Raw genomic sequence first — 17,046 nt, 5'->3', positions numbered from 1 at the left:
CCCGGAGAGCCAGCCCCTCATCGCACCAATCGAAGCCTGGGCCGCGGCCTGCCGCGAGGCGCTTGGCTCCGGGATTCACCGCGGCAGCTATCTCCATCATGACGTGGCTGAGTTTCCTTTGAGCGGCGCATCTCGCGTCTTCGCGCGGGCTGCTGCCAAGGGCATCGCCTGCCATACTTGCCACGCAATTACCTACATTATTGCGAATTTATCCAACCGATGGTTATATTGACGCCATGGGGGATTCATCACTTTTTGGCAGGCGTGCCCTGCTGCGCGCACCAGGCTCGACCGAGTACGACACAGTCGCAGAATGGCTGACTTCGAATCCATTCGGAGACGTTGCAATGGCGCCGAACCCTGGTAGGCATACCGGCCGGACACTTCGCCGGGCAATCGAAGCTGGTCATATTGATTGTCTAGTCATCGACGCAAACAATGTTGGCCCAGTTGGCGCGGTTACGTGGCGCACAGCAAGACATTCTCGTTCGTTTGAAGTCAGCGTGGTTATAGGCGATCCAGCGGACTGGCAACAGGGGTACGGTGCGGAGGCCCTAATCATCCTGCTGGACCTCTTGTTCCAGACACTCGATGCATGGAGAGTGCAATTCACGACTGCAGCCATCAACGCCTTCACCATTCTCCCTATGACCCGCAGGCGGCTGACCATTGAAGGCGTACTACGTGATGCTATCTACTTGGACGGCGAATATCACGATCTGACCGTTTGGTCGATACTCAGACCCGAGTACTTATCCCAGGCAAAAGATCATGAAATGCAAGGCATCATGCCGTTTGAACCCAGAGTTAGCGCCAGCGATAAAGCCAAGGGTCGTGAAGCTCTGACACATTACCTCGCCGGAACGCCAAACGCAGCCTGGTTACGTCGATGACGACTGATGTGAAAGTCCCTCGTTCCACGCAATTCTTACCTCGATCAGTGTCCTGGCACGGCATTACACTGGCAGACACGCAACTGGCTCATGCGGTCGGAGCGGTATCTGGTCTCTTGCTGAAGAAGGGTGTAGGCCGCGGGCAAGTAATTGTGCTGGAAAACGACGGCACAGGACGATCGGTGCTGGCTCTGCTAGCTCTTGCGAATCTAAACTCAGAGATCGTGCTGATCGATAACGGGAGTCTCCTGGGCAGATACCAGTCCAAGCTTCCGACAATCGACTTCGTCTTAGTCACAGGAAAAGAGCGCGCTTCTTCCAGTCACCGTGTCGTCGATCTTAGTGATGAGTTGCGCGCCATGAGCCGTGTTGATCTCGACATAGGGCTGACGAATGTACGGGAGCAGATAGACCTGCGGGCATGGTTCGAGCAGGAGCGAGCACTCGCCATTCTCTCTTCGGGAACACGGACCGGACTGCCATCGGTCGTGTGGAAATCCGGGGCGGATGTCCTGGAGAACTCCTTGGCGACGTCCGATCTGCTCGGGTACACTTCCGGGGATGTTTTCCTGCCCCTCCTCCCGCTGAGCGGTCAGTACGGCTCGAGCGTTGTCCTTATCAGCATGGTTCTTGGCGCTGACTTAGTGCTTTCAAGCCGAACTCGCATAAGCGAGGCGATAAGGACCATCTCACGCCATAACGTGACGGCAGTGGATGCGAGCCCCCCGGTTTACCAAGCGCTCGTTGGTGCGGTGGCAAAGAAGCCTGAATTGATCCCTTCCATCGACTCGGTCCGCGTTTGGGGCGTTGGGGGTGCCCTGCTGTCACCGCTGTTGCAGAATGACTTCTCGGCTATGAGCGGCCGGTCGCTCATTGACGGGTATGGCATGGCGCAACTCGGCAATGTGGGTTTTATAGATGAATGTGCTGTGGAGTCCGGACTGCGCCTTGTCAGCACTTACAAAATGCGAATAGTAGGTCCTGACGGTGCAGAGGTGGGGGAAGGAGACACGGGTCGAATTCTCATCCGACGAGCCGACCAGAACGATCTCGCTAACCTGGAAACCGACGCGGAAGGCTGGTTCGACACTGGCGACCTGGGACGGGTCCGTTCCGAACGCCTGTTTGTTTTAGGACGGGAAGGTGCGATAACTCGCAATGGATACACATTTAACCTCGCCGAACTGTCAGGACGACTCAGCGCCAACGGTGTGAACGGCCACGTCGTTCCCGTCAAGGCCAACCGAGTGGACGCGTTCTGGCTGGTCGTAGAAGACCCCCTGTACCGTAGCCGGAGTTATTGGCGCCGGAGGGTTTCGGAAGTACTTGACGAGCACGAAATACCTGACCACATCGAAGTGCTTAGGAAATTACCTATGAATGCGGGCGGCAAGGTCAGCGACTCCAAGCTCGCTCAATTCGCGCAAGCTCTGTACGCAGGGCGGAAAACAAGTCTAGAAGCCGAGGAACCCCGCGCTGCGGCGATGATGAGAGTGGCCATCTCGCACAAAGAAGCGTTGTATGCGGCATTATCGGGCTGGACGGACCCCACAACAATCACCGCAGAATATTCAGCGCTGTTGGCAACGCTGCAGAACGCCGCCGGCGAGATGGCACTACACAAACCCGCCGGAGAACCACCCGTATTTGTCTTCATGCCGGCCAATGCGATTTTGGAATCGTTCGCGCTCTACTGCCTGATACCTGCCTTGTGGGCCAGCAAGGTCTCCGTGCGGCCGTCTCGAGGAACTGCAAACATCGTGAACACTTTGGTTTCAATCTTCGATAACGCCACAGACGGAAAGGTCAGCGTTGAAACGACAGACCAAGCACTCTTCGTGCAAAAGTGTGCTGCCGAACCAGCCGTCGTTCTCTTCACCGGACGACGGTCAAACGCCGAATTGGTAGGGAAACGGCTTAGCCGTCAACACCTGTTCATGTTCTTTGGGAAAGGCTACAACCCCACCGTCGTAACGGCGGACGCGAACGTCCGCCAAGCAGCCCGAGAGACCGTACGTGCCCGACTGTTTAACGGGGGTCAGGACTGCTTAGCGCCGGACATCGTCTTTGTTGAATCGTCAATTTCCCAAGAGTTCAATAAGGCACTCCAGGACGAGCTCGCCGCCTTCCTGAACCAAGTACAGGGAGCACTCCCCGCTCTACGTGAGGACTCAGTGATGCTTGGCGCGATCTCGTATCTGCTCGAGCACGGGGACAACATAACGCTCGGTGGAGCAGTGAACTATGCGGCCAGGACAATTGAGCCCGCAATTGTGTTCTTCGACGGCATACATGGAATAAAACCTGTGGAGCACTTCTCACCCATCTTCACTGTCGGAAGATACGAAACGTTCGATGAAGTCATGACCGCCCTCCTATCGCCACCGTACCTAGAGAACGCACTCGGAGTAACTCTCTACGGCGTCGAAGATAAACACGCCTCACGTCTAGCGGCCAGCTACATGGTGTCCTCCGACCAGTCACTCGGCAGCTCATCAGCTTCATACGAGGCATTCGGCGGTTACGGCCCCGAGTCGGGATACACCGTCTACGACGGCAAACGCGTTCTTGGGCCAATCAACATCACAGAAGCTGTAGCCAACTATTGGATCTCAAGGGAACCCTTGAGGGCCGCAGGTCAACTGGAGGACCTTCATGAATAACAGGGTATTCGTCACCGGAATCGGAGCTGTGAGTCCGAACGGCAACACGGCCGAGGACACCTGGACAAGCATCCTGGCGGGGCGAAGTGGAATCGCGACCTTGCAGAATGTTGATTGCACTGACCTTAGCGTCACTATTGGCGGCGAGATAAAGGGATTTGATCCCAAAGAATTCCTACCGCACGTCGATATCCGCAGACTCAGCCCTTATATCTGGTACTCAGTGGCAGCCTCGCACCAGGCCATGGGCAGGTCCTCCATGTCCACGGCAGGAGAAAACAAGGATTTCGAGCCACGACGGTTCGCAGTGCTTGCAGCGACTGGATATGGAACCACAGAAGCAGTCCATGAAGCCACACGCATACTTGACACGCGCGGCCCTCGAGCAGTGTCCCCTAATGTCACCATCTATGGCGGAGCGGACGCACTGAGTTCATACCTCGGAGTCCAGTACGGGGCGATGGGAACAACTCACGGCATCTCAGCCGCCTGCGCCACCGGAACTGTCGGCATCGGCGAAGCGACGCGCATGATCCGGCACGGGTACGCGGACGCGGTCCTCGTTGTAGGCGCGGATGACTCACTCAACCGTCAGGACATAGCATCGACCGCTAACCTCAGGGCCCTGGCCAGCAACAGGAACGATGCACCGACGAAGGCGAGCCGCCCGTTCGATCGGGACCGGTCAGGATTCGTCATGTCATCCGGGGCAGCTGCGCTGCTTCTGGAGTCGGAACGGTCCGTCGAAAAACGCGGGTCAGCACCAATGGCGGAGATTCTAGGCTATGGCTGCTCCTCTGACGCGCACCACGCCACCGCACCCCACCCCGATGGCCTTGGCGCCAGCCTCGCGATGAGTGACGCGCTGGTGGACGCCCACATACCCGCCAGCGACATCGACTACATCAATGCGCACGGGACCGGGACGGCTTATAACGACGCGACAGAGCTGAAAGCCATTTCAGAAGTATTTTCAGATGCAGCCACCCAGATACCCATCAGCTCAACGAAATCGATGACAGGGCACCTTTTGGGGGCCGCGGGCGCCCTTGAAGCCGTCCTTTGTGTGCTCGCTCTCCGCGATCAGGTTGTTCCCCCAACCATCAATCTCGACAACTCCGACTTTCCTGAATACGATTTGGTGCCTCATACGGCGCGGGGGGCAAAGCTCACCACCGTCCTGTCGAATTCGTTCGGCTTCGGCGGACATAACGCCTCACTGATCCTGCGGGTCATTTCATGACCTCGGCCGTGCAGTCTTCTGCACTGGAACCATCCCCGATCATCTCGGTCGCTACCAACGCGTGGGACGAGGTTGCACGAGCACTACGGTCCGCAGGAGTAGACCGCGTATTCGGGCTTCCTGACGATGACATGCAAGCAGCGTGTGCCTTTGAATCGCAAGGCATCGAGGTCCTATGGTGCAGTTCTCAGCGAACAGCGGTGCACATGGCAACGGGAGCAGCACTTGCGAGCGGAAAGGTAACTGTATGTCTCCTCGGCCGGGGACCAGCCGTCGCTGCTGCCGTACCCGGGATGCTGGAAGCGCTAACTTCGTCGGCGCCGATCATCGTCCTTGCTTCCGGAACTGCTACGTCGCGGCTGGCGACTCGTGCGTTTCAAGACGCGCCACTGGTTCCGATGGCGGAGCCGGTAACGAAATGGGCCGTACGGGTACCAGACGCTAATTCTGTCGTGCCCATTGTCACTAGTGCACTAGTTCGGGCTGCTGCCGGATCCGGCGGCCCGGTCTTCGTAGAAATTCCCGACGGGCTGGGAGCCCCCAGCGATCCTCCCGTAGCACCCCCTGTAACACCATCGCGGGAGAGCCTCGCTGACCTACTCAACACTTCATCACGCACCCTGGTCCTTTTAGGCGGCGGGGCGAGGTCTGCCGGGTGTATTGCAGCTTATCTCGAGCTTGCCGAAAGTCTTGACGCCGCTGTCCTCACCACGGCGTCCGGGCGAGGCTCGTTCCCCGAATCCAACAACCGCTACCTAGGACTATCAGGCCTCTACATGATGCCGCAGACAGCTGATCTGGTTGCAACAGCGGATCTAGTGATCGTTCTGGGCAGCAGGCTGGAGGAAACGGCAGTCATGGGTCTTCCCACTCACGCCCCGTGGCTCCAAATTAATGTCGCTGTTGAGGACGTTGACTTTTCCAGGTCGGGGCAATATCTGGAACTACCCGTGCAGCGGCTGGGGGAACTGACCTCACAAATCACGACCAAGTTCCCGTCAGGGCACCTTTCGACATGGAGTGGGGAGATCAATTCCGTCCGGGAGGTTCTTCGCCTGACCGGCACCTCGTGGGCCGGCTCCCGTTGTGTCGAGACACTGACGGCGCTTGCAAAGGGCATGCCGTCCGATGCCATCGTCGTCCACGAGAACGGGCTGCACGATATATGGAGTTATCTCGTACCATTCTTTTCCCTCGGTGACGGCATCAAGTCTGTCGTCCCGTCGGAGCAGACGACACTGGGCTTTGGAGTCGCGGCAGCGGCGGGTATCGCCGCTGACTCCGGAAAGGTTGTCGTTTGTATTGGCGGTGACGGGGCCTTTGACTCCTTCTCGCCCGATCTGTCCTTTCTGATCCGGAATGAGTTATCCCTCATGTACGTCATTTTTGATGACGGCGGGTTCGGCTGGCTCGACCGTCAAGCCCGCCAAGAAGGGGCCAAAATACGTTTTGTTGAAACGCCGGGGAGCACCCTTTCCCGGTCTGCGAATGCGGGCGACGGCGGGCGGCTCTGCTTCCAAACCGTCGAAGCGACGGATGACGTTGCCGCAGCAATCAGTTTTGGGATGGAGCGTGCACGCGACGGCAAAGTCACAGTGTTGAGGATCATCTGCACGGAAGACGACATTCCACCCGTGCTGCAGAACCCTGGCCAGGTCGTAGCATGACAGGTTCCGGACGTGCCACGCCTGGTGCGAGAACCCAACTGACTGGCCTTAACATGCCCTTGGAAGCCCACAATATCGATGCCTCCATCGGCCGCAATCAAGTTCTGTATGACGTCAGTCTCAGCGTAAAAGCGGGTGAGATACTGGTAATGCTAGGCCCCAACGGAGCAGGGAAGAGCACTTTCGTTCAAGTGGCTGCCGGGCTGCACTTTCCCGATACCGGAATAGTGCGAGTGGGCGGCCAAGACATATTCTCACCAGCCGGCGGACGACTGGCACGGCAGAAACTTGGAGTTGCACGACAAGAGCTGACACTTGAGCCCCGGCTCACGGCTCGTGAAACCTTAGAACTGTCCTGCGCACTTACCCACATTCCCAGGCGCACTCGTGCAAAACGGGTACGCTACCTGCTGGACGCGTTCAACCTAGGCTCATCTGCCGACATCCCTAACGCCCGGCTTTCGGGCGGGATGAAACGCAAACTCGACCTTGCCGCGTCGCTGGCAGCCGAACCTGAACTGATACTCCTGGATGAGCCGACTAACGGAGTAGACGTCGGGGCTCGGGACGTGTTGTGGACTCTACTGCGCGATTTGGTCTACTCAGGAACTGCGGTGCTGTTAACCACCCATCACCTTGAAGAAGCTTCCGTGCTCGCCGACAGGGCAGTGTTCCTACGATCAGGACGCATCATCGCCGAGGGATCCCTCGATATCATGCGGTCACTCATAGGAACACGCACCCTCACAGGATCCGCCCAACCATCTGAGCTGTTTGGATTTCGGGACGCGCTTATTACGAAAGGGGTGTCCGACAGTCACGTTCAAGTCCTTGGATCAGAAGTACAGGTTACGGACGCCACGACCACGACGATGAACCTAGTGTTGCAGGCGGCCACGGAACTCGGTGTTGAATTTCAGTCACTGCGTCTTGAAGCCCCGTCCCTCGATCAAGTTTTTCTCACCCTCAGCGAAGAAGAAGAAAGTAAGCGCAGTGCATGAGCTCACCCAAAACCGGCCGTTATCGGCAGCGGCCGTTGTTGCCCACGACGGATTAGCGTTCGCTAAAGCCGACCTGCAAGTTCTCCGTCGTTCCCCTGAGCGTCTCGCCTTGGCTTCAGTGCAACCCGTTCTTATCCTGCTGTTCCTCGTTGTTCTCCTCGGCGGATCAATAGAAGTCCCGGGCCAAAGCTACCTGGAGTTCTTACTGCCTGGGGTGGTTCTCCAGTCGGTACTTCTTTTATCTGCAACCACAGCGGCGTCGGTGGCATTCGCCCGACAATCCGGCACCCTCCAGCGCTATCGAGTGCTCCCGATATCACTGTCAAGCTATTTCCTAGGACGTGCCGTCTCAGAGTGCGTGATCACGGTCCTAGCAACCGGCTTTCTCATCATCACTGGGGTCATTCTCGGCTGGCGCCCTCACGCCAGCCCCGGGCAGGCATTACTGTCGGTGGTAATCATTCTGATGCTGTCAATCACTTCGACCCTGATAGGGATAGCCGTCGGGTTATTAGTGTCCAGTACAGAATCCGCCGCACAAGTCGCCGTACTCCTCACGACACCTCCCGCTTTTCTGTCCACCATGATGGTGACCCAAGAAGCGCTTCCTGACTGGCTGCAGCCCATTGTTCATTACAACCCAGTCTCCACCGTGCTGAATCTCCTCCGGGACGCGCTCTCAGGCGGAAAGTCCCTGACGGTCTCGCACACCTGGGATGCGGCCTACAGCACTGCCTGGATGCTAGCCCTGGTCACCCTGACAGTTTTCCTCTCAACATCGAAGCTGAGGCAGATGAGCACGACCGTAATCGGGGCCAATTGATGAACGACCTGCTGCTGCACATGCAGATGGACACGGCTTACTTCGCACCACCGCGCTTCCGAGTTAACGAGCACGACTCATACTTCATTCACCGGCGCTCCCTCCCGCCAGGATGGGCAAGGAAACACACCACCACCTCGCCGTGGGTTGTCGCTGAACCTGCTAACAACTCCATCCCGGAACAAGGCTGGAAAGTTCATGTCTCCGCGTCCAGGGGGAACGCCGACCAGATCTCCCGGTTGGTCACCGAAGAATGCTTAGAACGCAACTTGCCCTTCAAGTACATGCCCTCGGATGACGTGTTCGTGAGCATGAATGCGAAGTACGCGGACCGTTCCAGCAGCGGAAAACTCATAACGATCTACCCAAACGGCCCTCAAGACGCCGACCACATTATCGAGATCCTGGTCGGCAAACTCAGGGACATGAAGGCGCCAACAATTTTGACCGATCTGCAGATCGCGGAATCCCCGGTCCACGTCCGGTACGGGGCGTTTACCCGCCAGGTCGTCGGTCTGCCCGACGGATATGACGCCTACGCACTACGAACCGCACAAGGTGCACTGGTCCAAGACCGCAGAGAACTCAGATTTCGTCTGCCTGAAGGCGTCCAAGCGCCGCTTGCAGTCGAGAAGGAACTAGCCGCCCGGGCCGAGCGCGCTGCCGACCGGGTACTCCCTTACAGCGAGTTCAAATCCCTCCACTACTCCAACGCCGGAGGAGTGTATCGTGCCACCGCAAAAGACGGCGGCCCGGTAATCCTCAAGGAAGGCCGGAAGCTCACCGGGCTCACTGCGGACGGATCCGACGGGGCAGAACGAGTCCAGCAGGAGCGCTGGGCGCTCGAGCAGTTGGACGATGTAGCCGGTATCCCCAAACTCCTCGGGTGGCACGATTTCCCTGACCGTGTATTCCTTGTGGAACAGTTCCTGCCCGGCAGCCGAGCCATTGAATGGGTCGCTGCAACCCACCCCGCTTCGAAACCGAATCCGTCGAGCAAAGACTACGAGGCTTACGCCAACCGTGTGCAGCAGATAATTCTCCGCCTCAGCGAGATTCTCGATGCCTTTCACGCAAGGGACCTCGTGTACGGAGACCTTCACCCGGCAAACCTGCTTATCCAAAACGACGACGCTGTGAAACTGGTCGATTTTGAAAGCGTAGTCTCCGCAAACGAGGACAACATCGTAGCGTTTCCATACGTCCAAGGCTTCGGCACGTACGGCACAACGGGCGCCGCGGCCGATCGAGTCCGTCTGGCCTTGGTGCACCTGTGGTTCCTCACCGCCAACAACGCGATCTGGGAGTTCTCATCTCAAACCTTGCAGAGGGACATTCTGGGGGCCACGGATCGCTTCAGCCTCGGTTCTGCGACCTTCGAACCCCTTTCAAACCTCGTCAGCGCCCATTCCGCCGGCTCAACACCCGGACCAAAAGTCCGGGAAAAAATAGCGCTTTTACCTGATGACCTTTCAGTCGAGGATCTCCTCACCGGAGCACGGACCGCAATTCTGGAGCATGCCGACCCGTCAAACCCGAACTGGCTGCTGCCCGTCACGCCTGGCGGGCTGCCCTGGAGTCTCGGAAAGGGAGCCGCTGGAGCAGTATGGTTGCTCAACGGGCGTGTCCCACAGACAAAACTCGAACCCCTCATCGACTGGCTAGAAAAAACCTCTGTCAATTCTGATCGACGAGTTCCGGGTTTATTCTCGGGCTATTCCGGCGCCGCCCTTGTCTTAAACGACTTCGGCCGAACTTCCGCCGCCACCAGCCTTCTTCAACGTTCGGTGTCCCAGGCTCACGGGCTTAACAATCCGGACCTCTACGCAGGACTGTCCGGCATTGGACTCTCCTGCTTGCGGCTGGGGGACAGCGACAGTGCCGTGGCCATGGGACTCAAAATTTCCAAGAGAGTACAACATGGTCCCCTCATAAGCCACGGGCTTATGTTTGGCTGCAGCGGCATTGCCCTCTTCCTCATTCGCCTGTTCGAACAAACAGCAGATGAGGTCTGGCTGGACCTCGCATCCATGCTGATAAACGAGGACGTGAAGGTCTTGAGAGAGGTCGATGGAGGCATCGTCCTCCTCGATGCCGGCAATGGAAAACTCCTGCCAAGCCTGGCAGGAGGTTCTCTAGGGGTAGGCGTTGCCCTTCAGTCGCTACACCGACATCGCCCGTCGGACGACATAGAGGCGCTACTTCAGAGGACAGACGCCACATGCCTTGATGGTCTATGGGCGACCCAAGGATTGTTCTCGGGACGAAGTGGCGCCGTGGCCTACCTCAACGGCGGCCGGCTGATAGAGGATACCGCCGACCAGTTGCTCGAACGCAACGTAGCCGCACTGCGTCAGCGGTTCATGCTCATCGACGGGCGGGTGTCGTTCCCCGGAAAATTGCAGCTCAGATTTTCTTGTGACCTCGAAGAAGGACTAGCCGGCGCTATTTTCGCGCTAGACCAAGCCAACCGCGGGAGACATGAACCGATACCCTTTCTTGCGCCAATCCCAGTGGCCCAAAGCGGGACACGATGACAGAACTGACTGCGGCGGGTCGGCCGTCCGCAGTACACAAGGCACTCATAAAAGCACAACAACCGCTTACGAGTTTGAAAAAGGTACTCCCAATGACTGAATCCCATGTCAGGTTGCGGCCGTTCAAGAACGGTGACCTCACGCATATCACGCAGTGGTTTGATGGCAGGGTAGGGACATTCGCCAGCGGTGTCACTCATAATCCGACTGTCGACGAGTTGGCACCGTCCGTTGCTGAAGGGCGCGACGCGAGAATTGTGGAAACTGACAACAATGAAATTGTCGGTGTTGTGAGCTGGTCAAAATTGAGTTACGACGGGAATTTCCTTGTCGGAATCGCCCTCGCGCCCGAGCATGTGGGCACTGGATACGGTGCATTGTCGCTGGAACAGGTCCTAGCCTTCCTCTTTGACCAAATGCGAGCACATCGACTGGAGTTTCGAACGGCCGGCTACAATCACCACGTGCTCGGCATGATGACTACCGGATTTATCACCATCGAGGGAATTCTCCGCGACCACCTGTATGTCGATGGGAAATTTGAAGTGCTGGTGATAGGCAGCATATTGGAACACGAGTACCGAGCGCAGATTGCGGCAGGAAAGGTTCTGCCAGTCTCTCATTTCAACGAGGAAGACCGCCGAAAAAGCGCAAAATCCCTGCATCGGATCCTCAATTCCGACCGGGTGCCCAAGTCCTGGTAATGGGCGCTCGTCTAAGGCGCGATATCCTAAGGCGAGTTATCACATACCTGAATTGAAGCCAGGTCAGGAAACACCTGCTGATTGATGATAAACAGTTAATGCTGCCCGTGACTAGAGATCTCATGGGTAAATTGTCGTGCGCACCAATAGAAATGCATTGATAACAATTTTGACACTCTGGCATCAATCCTCGCATTTATCCAAACCATCTATTATGCTCATTTTGTTGTCATCTCATGGGAGGTAGCGAAGCATTATCGGCTCACGGTCCCAGCGGTACACAACAAGTAAATTTCCGATGACTCAGAAGGGGGGTATGCAAACATGGACATCAACGAAATTCACGAAATTGAAACGGTTGAGGTGGCTTCCGATCTTGTGATGGCGAGCTTCACCAGCTTCAGCTGCTAAAGCACGCAAAGAGGGAGCTGGGCTTGACCCGTAACGACGTCAAGCCCAGCTCCTGCTTGAGGAACAGAGTAGACGGCATCAGGAATGACTTTGAGCATCCCAACAAACGGGTGGCCACACGCCCTAGGAACACGTGAAGGCTCCGGCTCCGTCGTTCCGACGGAAGCACCATACTGCACTACACCATCGCTGGGTCCGTCGGGGCTGGCGTTCCTGTCCGGAGGGGACGCCTGGGGTGTCTCCCCTGAGGGCGGCGAAGCGCAACCCATCGATTTTGGTGGGAGCGAGGTCACGGCCCTGCTGAGCAGTAGCTTGTCCCCAGCCTTGGTCGCGACTACCCACGGCGGCGGGGCCCACCAGCTAGTACTCAAACAAAACTGGACGGGTGAGGCGAAAGTCGTCCATTCCCAGAGTCGGCCAATACACATAGCCGGATGGGTTTCAAGAACGACACTGTTACTGACCTTCGAGCCCATTCCAGGGCTTGCAGCCAAAAGCGCGTTCGAGCTGGATGTGGCGACAGGACTACGAACAGACTCCAAATGGGCACCAGTCACGTCAATTAGTTGCGCTGAAGGGTTACTCGTATGTTCGGCCACCAGCGTTCTTCCCGCTGAATTCAGCGGCTACCGAGGTGGCGCCTCGGGCGCCCTTTGGGCAGGTACCAGTCCAGGTCATCTGACACAGCTGACAACCGGTAGCGGCAACCCCTCCTCCGCGGTCGCTCTGGCCGGTCGAATCTGGTACGTGGACGACCCGGATGGATACACCAATGTCTACTCCCGATCGATGGACTCCACCGCCGTCACGAAGCACACGGACTTCAGGCTACGGGGAGTTCGTGATCTGAAAGGTGGCCCTCAAAGGCTGGTTTTTGAATCTGAAGGAGTCGTGTGGATCATCGAGGTGGCCAGCGGCCAAGTACGGCCCATAGACGTATGGCTTCCGCCTTCACCCACAGCTTCGGCGCCAGAGATCCGGGTCGTACCTAAATGTGCAGACTTGGTGAAAGCCTGCGAGAGCACCGGCAATATAGGAGTGCTACGAAGCGGGCGCCTGGACTTCCATGAACCAAACGGCACATTCATACATAGCTTTCCTCAGAAATATGGCCACGTTCAGGCCTATAGCTGGGCAGCGGATGGGCGCATCCATATCGCCACAAGTACTGACATGGCCAGCCAGCTGCACCTGTGGGACCCTGCCGCCATCACTCGCAGCCTCCTTAATCCCCCCGATCCTATGGACTTCCGTATTGAAGCACTTGCGTCACACTCGGGAGGTCTCGCCATAGCCACATCGTTGTCAGAAGTACTCAGCCTTGAGTTAAGCGGCAATCACGTCAGCGGTGGATTCAAAGTACTTGACCGCGGAGCAGCTCTACGGATCACGGACCTCCACGCCGATCCCGCCCACCCCTATGTTGCCTGGGTCAAGCAAGACAATTACTCATCAAAAAAGATTGTCGTGGTCAATCCAGCCACAGACGAACGCGGGGTGATCAATCCCGCCGGCCAGATTCTACAAGGCCCGATAATCGCGCCGGCGGGAAACGAACTGTACTTCCTGGCGCGTCCGACAAGCCCAATTTCCGGAACAGCTGCCCCCTCTCTGTCCGAACCGGTTCTATGCGCTGTACAGCTCAGCACCTCTTCGGGCCAGTGTTTGCTCTCCCCAGACGTACGGGTCCTTGCTCGCCGCCTTACAGGTGTCTTGTCGCTGACTCGAACTCGCGGTGGAATCGCAGCGGTGACTCGTTCAGCAGTGCACATGGTGTGGCCTCACCGGGAACAGCCCTTCCATAAGGGCGAAAAGTTTCTGGGAGACGCATCAACAATTGCTTTCGCACATGAGAACGAGACAGCGGTACTCGGGCGTAGTCCCGTAAGACTCAAGGCCGACGTACCCGCCTGGGGCACCCAAAGGGATAAGCAAGGACTCCTGGACGAGGTCATTCATATCGCCCGTTGCTACGCATTGCACGGAGCTGACAAGGAGTGGCCTGGTCCAGCGGCAATGAAAAGATATCAATCGAGTGTCGCCCGGAGTAAGACACTGCCCGATCTGGCTAAGGTGCTACGTCAATTACTAGGTGAGCTCGGTCTGTCGCACACCGCGATACTGGACCAGAGCCCTGCTGCTTCCAACTTCATCGATGACCGCACAATAGATTGCGTGAGCTTCTTCGACGGTTCTCGACGATGGGTGACACAGGGGGCTCTTACTGACGCTACCGTGCACCCTCCCGTCCAGATATCCGCTGTAAACGGTGCAGTGGTTCCCGCAGGGGTTGATCCCTACTCAGTGGTCTTGCCCGGGCCAGGTCCAGGGACCGTCACGCTTGTCATTCCTGGGGAGGGCAGCAAGGAGGTGTCTTTTTCCCACGCCTCCGAGTCAAACCAGTGGTACAACGACGAGATTGAGGAGTGCAGCGAACTTGTTTCCGCAGCAACGCAAGGCACGGCGCAGTACCTTCACTTGCCCGATGTGGCCGCCGCCGGCGTCCAAGCTGTTGAACAACTTTGCCGGGGCTGGAGTGAAAGAAGCACGCTGATTCTCGACCTGCGCTTCAATACTGGAGGGCCGTTCGCGGACTACCTCTCCGCCATCTTGCAGAACCTCTTCCGGCGACGGGCAATCATGGAACGTGGCAAAGAGCAGAATGCACTGCTGGGCGGTCCGTCCAGGGGAATCGTCCTCCTAAATGAGCGCACTGGCTCAGGTGGAGAAAATCTTGCTGCGTTACTTTCGCAGTCACCATTTGTCACCCTCGTCGGATCTCGAAGTTTCGGAGCAGGGACGGGATTTATGCGAACACACAAGCTGGGCGGTGGACTACTGATGACAGTGCCCGAATTTGAACTTAGTAGCTCACATGGGCAGGCACGTATAGAAAATCACGGCGTTGAACCCGACATCGAAATACCCAAAGCATCGAAATCTCAAAGACCTCTCGCGAACACTGATTTACTTCTCGCTGTTCAACACGTCGTAGAGGGGGAGATTACCGTGACTCAATACCGTGAAGTACGCTGAAACATAGTCCAGCTCCGGGACCGGGTCTGACCCGCCTGGCCCGTAAGGCTCATATGAAGGGTTTGGTTCACAAGATGCAACCTGACGTTTTGTCCGTACATAACCTTCGCAAGACCTTCGGTGTGGGAAGCGCCGCCTTCCACGCGCTGAAGGGTGTAAGTCTAAATATTGCCGAACGTGAAACGTTAGCCATTGTTGGTGCAAGCGGATCTGGTAAGTCGACCTTGCTTCACATGCTTGGCGGTTTAGATACACCCGACAGCGGCGAAGTCATATATCGAGGAGAGAATTTCGGCAAACTCAAGCAGACGGAGCGTAACAGAATACGAAATAAGGACTTCGGCTTCGTGTTCCAAAGCTTTTTCCTGGAGGCCAACTCCACCGTCCAGGAGAACGTGGAAATGCCTCTCATGATCGCCAAGGTCAAGAACCGACGGAAACGTGTTCTCGAGGCTTTGGACCGCTTGGGTCTCGCCGATCGCATCGATGATCGAGTAGCCGGTCTATCCGGCGGGCAAAAACAACGAGTCGCTATTGCCCGGGCAATGATAAACAAACCAGCCGTTATCTTCGCAGATGAGCCAACCGGAAGCCTGGACAGCAAAAACGGTGCTCTAGTTTCTGACCTTCTCTTCGAACTTAACGAACAGGACGACGCCGCCCTCGTAATAGTGACTCACAGTCATGAACTGGCATCCAGATGCAGCCGCGAAATAGCCATTTCGGACGGGATACTCAACCAACCGGCCCAACTAGCGGCACAAAAGGCAGCGCAGTGAACCCGATAGACCTCGTAAAGTATTCGCTAAAAAATGCAGTACGCCGTAAGGGCCGCGCTCTGCTGACCGTCGTCGCCGTGTTCATCGGCGCCTTCACGTTCACGGTAACGAGCGGCCTGGGCGCGGGAGTCAACAGCTACTTGGAGACACAGACTTCGTCACTCGGAGCAGAAAACACTGTACATGTCACAGCATCGGCTTCTACAGCACTTCTGAGTGAACGCCTCGACAAATACGATCCGGACCTAACTTCAGCGGTCGCCGGCACTAGCGCGGGGATACTCAGCGAAGACGATATCGCCAAGATCAGGTCCGCCGTCGGCGACGCTAGGGTGATAACGACAACCCAAACTAACCCGCAGTACATTCAAAAAATTAACGGGGACCGCTACCGCTTCGTATACAACGGCTATTGGCCGGAAAAGAAGGTCAGCCTACTTGCTGGAGAGCAACTCGACGACCGTCCCGGTAGCGAACCTGAGCTCATCCTCCCTTCATACGCCGTCGAGCCCTTGGGATTCGAGGACGCCGCAGCAGCCGTGGGTCAACCTGTCCTAGTAGGTGTTCTGGACGTCACCGGAACCATTCACGAAATCCGCGCCCGGGTAAGCGGTGTTCAGGAGCGATCGCTCATTGGTGGCAATCTGCCGTTCGGTAACGAGTCCTTCGACAGGCTCCTGCAGGATTTTTCTGCGAACGGAGCGCAATCCCATTCAGCACTCTGGTATCCATATGCCCTGGTAGTTAGTGACGACGTCAGCGAGACGGTAGAGGCACTGCGCGCGGAGGGATTCTCGGCAGCGACAGCTGCGCAGACGGTCGGCGACTACCGTTCCATCATGAACGGAGTCCTGTTGCTCCTTAACCTTCTCGCGTCGGTCGCCATTGGGGCTGCGATGTTCGGCATCGTAAATACCCTGCTCATGTCAGTTCAAGAGCGAACCAGGAGCATCGGCCTCTTCCGGGCGCTTGGACTGTCCAAAGCTCAAGTGTTCACTTCGGTGGCTCTGGAGGCATCAGTTCTGGGACTTCTCGGGAGCGTCCTGGCTGTTGGAGTGGGCGTTCTCGCTGGAATGACAGGGGGGCCCCTTCTCTTGGAAGCAGCCGCGTTAAGCCTTCCCGGGTTAGTACTCTTTCAGTTCAATGTGGGAGGCATCGCGTCCATCATCATAGGTGTCATGCTAGCCACCGTTTTGGCTGCAGCCCTTCCCGCAGCGAGAGCTTCTCGCTTGGAACCCATGGACGCGTTACGGGAGGAACACTAGCTTGCGGTTCAGCGTTGATTTACC

Annotated in this window: 11 protein-coding genes; all 11 read left to right on the top strand. The window is 57.2% G+C overall.

Annotated features, from left to right (window positions below; genetic code table 11):
* Nucleotides 1-236: 236 nt before the first annotated feature.
* The 11 genes from J7I79_RS08995 (at nucleotide 237) to J7I79_RS08945 (ending at nucleotide 17,022) form a co-directional block, all read left to right on the top strand.
* Nucleotides 237-893, top strand: coding sequence for a GNAT family N-acetyltransferase (locus J7I79_RS08995; RefSeq protein WP_214952411.1), 657 nt, complete (start codon nucleotides 237-239; stop codon nucleotides 891-893).
* A complete protein-coding gene (locus J7I79_RS08990) occupies nucleotides 890-3,556 on the top strand; it encodes an aldehyde dehydrogenase family protein (RefSeq protein WP_285291325.1) in 2,667 nt (888 codons plus the stop codon). The genes J7I79_RS08995 and J7I79_RS08990 overlap by 4 nt, the downstream gene beginning before the upstream one ends.
* Nucleotides 3,549-4,799, top strand: a complete 1,251-nt coding sequence (locus J7I79_RS08985; protein WP_214952407.1) for a beta-ketoacyl synthase — start codon at nucleotides 3,549-3,551, stop codon at nucleotides 4,797-4,799. Before J7I79_RS08990 ends, J7I79_RS08985 begins: the two co-directional genes overlap by 8 nt.
* Entirely contained in the window at nucleotides 4,796-6,466 is a 1,671-nt protein-coding gene (locus tag J7I79_RS08980; protein WP_214952405.1) for a thiamine pyrophosphate-binding protein, read from the top strand. Before J7I79_RS08985 ends, J7I79_RS08980 begins: the two co-directional genes overlap by 4 nt.
* 59 nt (nucleotides 6,467-6,525) lie before the next feature.
* On the top strand, nucleotides 6,526-7,467 hold the full coding sequence (locus tag J7I79_RS08975; RefSeq protein ID WP_214952403.1) for an ABC transporter ATP-binding protein: 942 nt from the start codon (nucleotides 6,526-6,528) through the stop codon (nucleotides 7,465-7,467).
* The gene (locus J7I79_RS08970) at nucleotides 7,460-8,290 is read left to right on the top strand and encodes an ABC transporter permease (RefSeq protein ID WP_214952401.1); all 831 of its coding nucleotides are present in this window, start codon (nucleotides 7,460-7,462) and stop codon (nucleotides 8,288-8,290) included. Before J7I79_RS08975 ends, J7I79_RS08970 begins: the two co-directional genes overlap by 8 nt.
* Nucleotides 8,290-10,827: a class III lanthionine synthetase LanKC gene (gene lanKC, locus J7I79_RS08965; protein ID WP_214952399.1), complete on the top strand. Its 2,538-nt coding sequence runs from the start codon at nucleotides 8,290-8,292 to the stop codon at nucleotides 10,825-10,827. Before J7I79_RS08970 ends, lanKC begins: the two co-directional genes overlap by 1 nt.
* Nucleotides 10,828-10,919: 92 nt before the next feature.
* Nucleotides 10,920-11,531, top strand: a complete 612-nt coding sequence (locus tag J7I79_RS08960) for a GNAT family N-acetyltransferase (RefSeq protein ID WP_214952397.1) — start codon at nucleotides 10,920-10,922, stop codon at nucleotides 11,529-11,531.
* Between the two features lie 1,416 nt (nucleotides 11,532-12,947).
* Entirely contained in the window at nucleotides 12,948-14,978 is a 2,031-nt protein-coding gene (locus tag J7I79_RS08955) for a S41 family peptidase (protein ID WP_311380553.1), read from the top strand.
* Nucleotides 14,979-15,100: 122 nt separating this feature from the next.
* The gene (locus J7I79_RS08950; protein WP_311380551.1) at nucleotides 15,101-15,757 is read left to right on the top strand and encodes an ABC transporter ATP-binding protein; all 657 of its coding nucleotides are present in this window, start codon (nucleotides 15,101-15,103) and stop codon (nucleotides 15,755-15,757) included.
* Nucleotides 15,754-17,022, top strand: coding sequence for an ABC transporter permease (locus tag J7I79_RS08945; RefSeq protein ID WP_214952390.1), 1,269 nt, complete (start codon nucleotides 15,754-15,756; stop codon nucleotides 17,020-17,022). The genes J7I79_RS08950 and J7I79_RS08945 overlap by 4 nt, the downstream gene beginning before the upstream one ends.
* The last annotated feature ends 24 nt before the right edge of the window (nucleotides 17,023-17,046 follow it).

Source organism: Arthrobacter sp. ISL-69, from assembly GCF_018613775.1.
Lineage (GTDB): Bacteria > Actinomycetota > Actinomycetes > Actinomycetales > Micrococcaceae > Arthrobacter.
This window is presented reverse-complemented; position numbering and strand designations above follow the sequence as displayed.

Coding starts and splice junctions, on each gene's coding strand:
- J7I79_RS08995 (WP_214952411.1), top strand. CDS start 237: ATGGGGGATTCATCACTTTTTGGCAGGCGTGCCCTGCTGCGCGCACCA.
- J7I79_RS08990 (WP_285291325.1), top strand. CDS start 890: ATGACGACTGATGTGAAAGTCCCTCGTTCCACGCAATTCTTACCTCGA.
- J7I79_RS08985 (WP_214952407.1), top strand. CDS start 3,549: ATGAATAACAGGGTATTCGTCACCGGAATCGGAGCTGTGAGTCCGAAC.
- J7I79_RS08980 (WP_214952405.1), top strand. CDS start 4,796: ATGACCTCGGCCGTGCAGTCTTCTGCACTGGAACCATCCCCGATCATC.
- lanKC (WP_214952399.1), top strand. CDS start 8,290: ATGAACGACCTGCTGCTGCACATGCAGATGGACACGGCTTACTTCGCA.
- J7I79_RS08960 (WP_214952397.1), top strand. CDS start 10,920: ATGACTGAATCCCATGTCAGGTTGCGGCCGTTCAAGAACGGTGACCTC.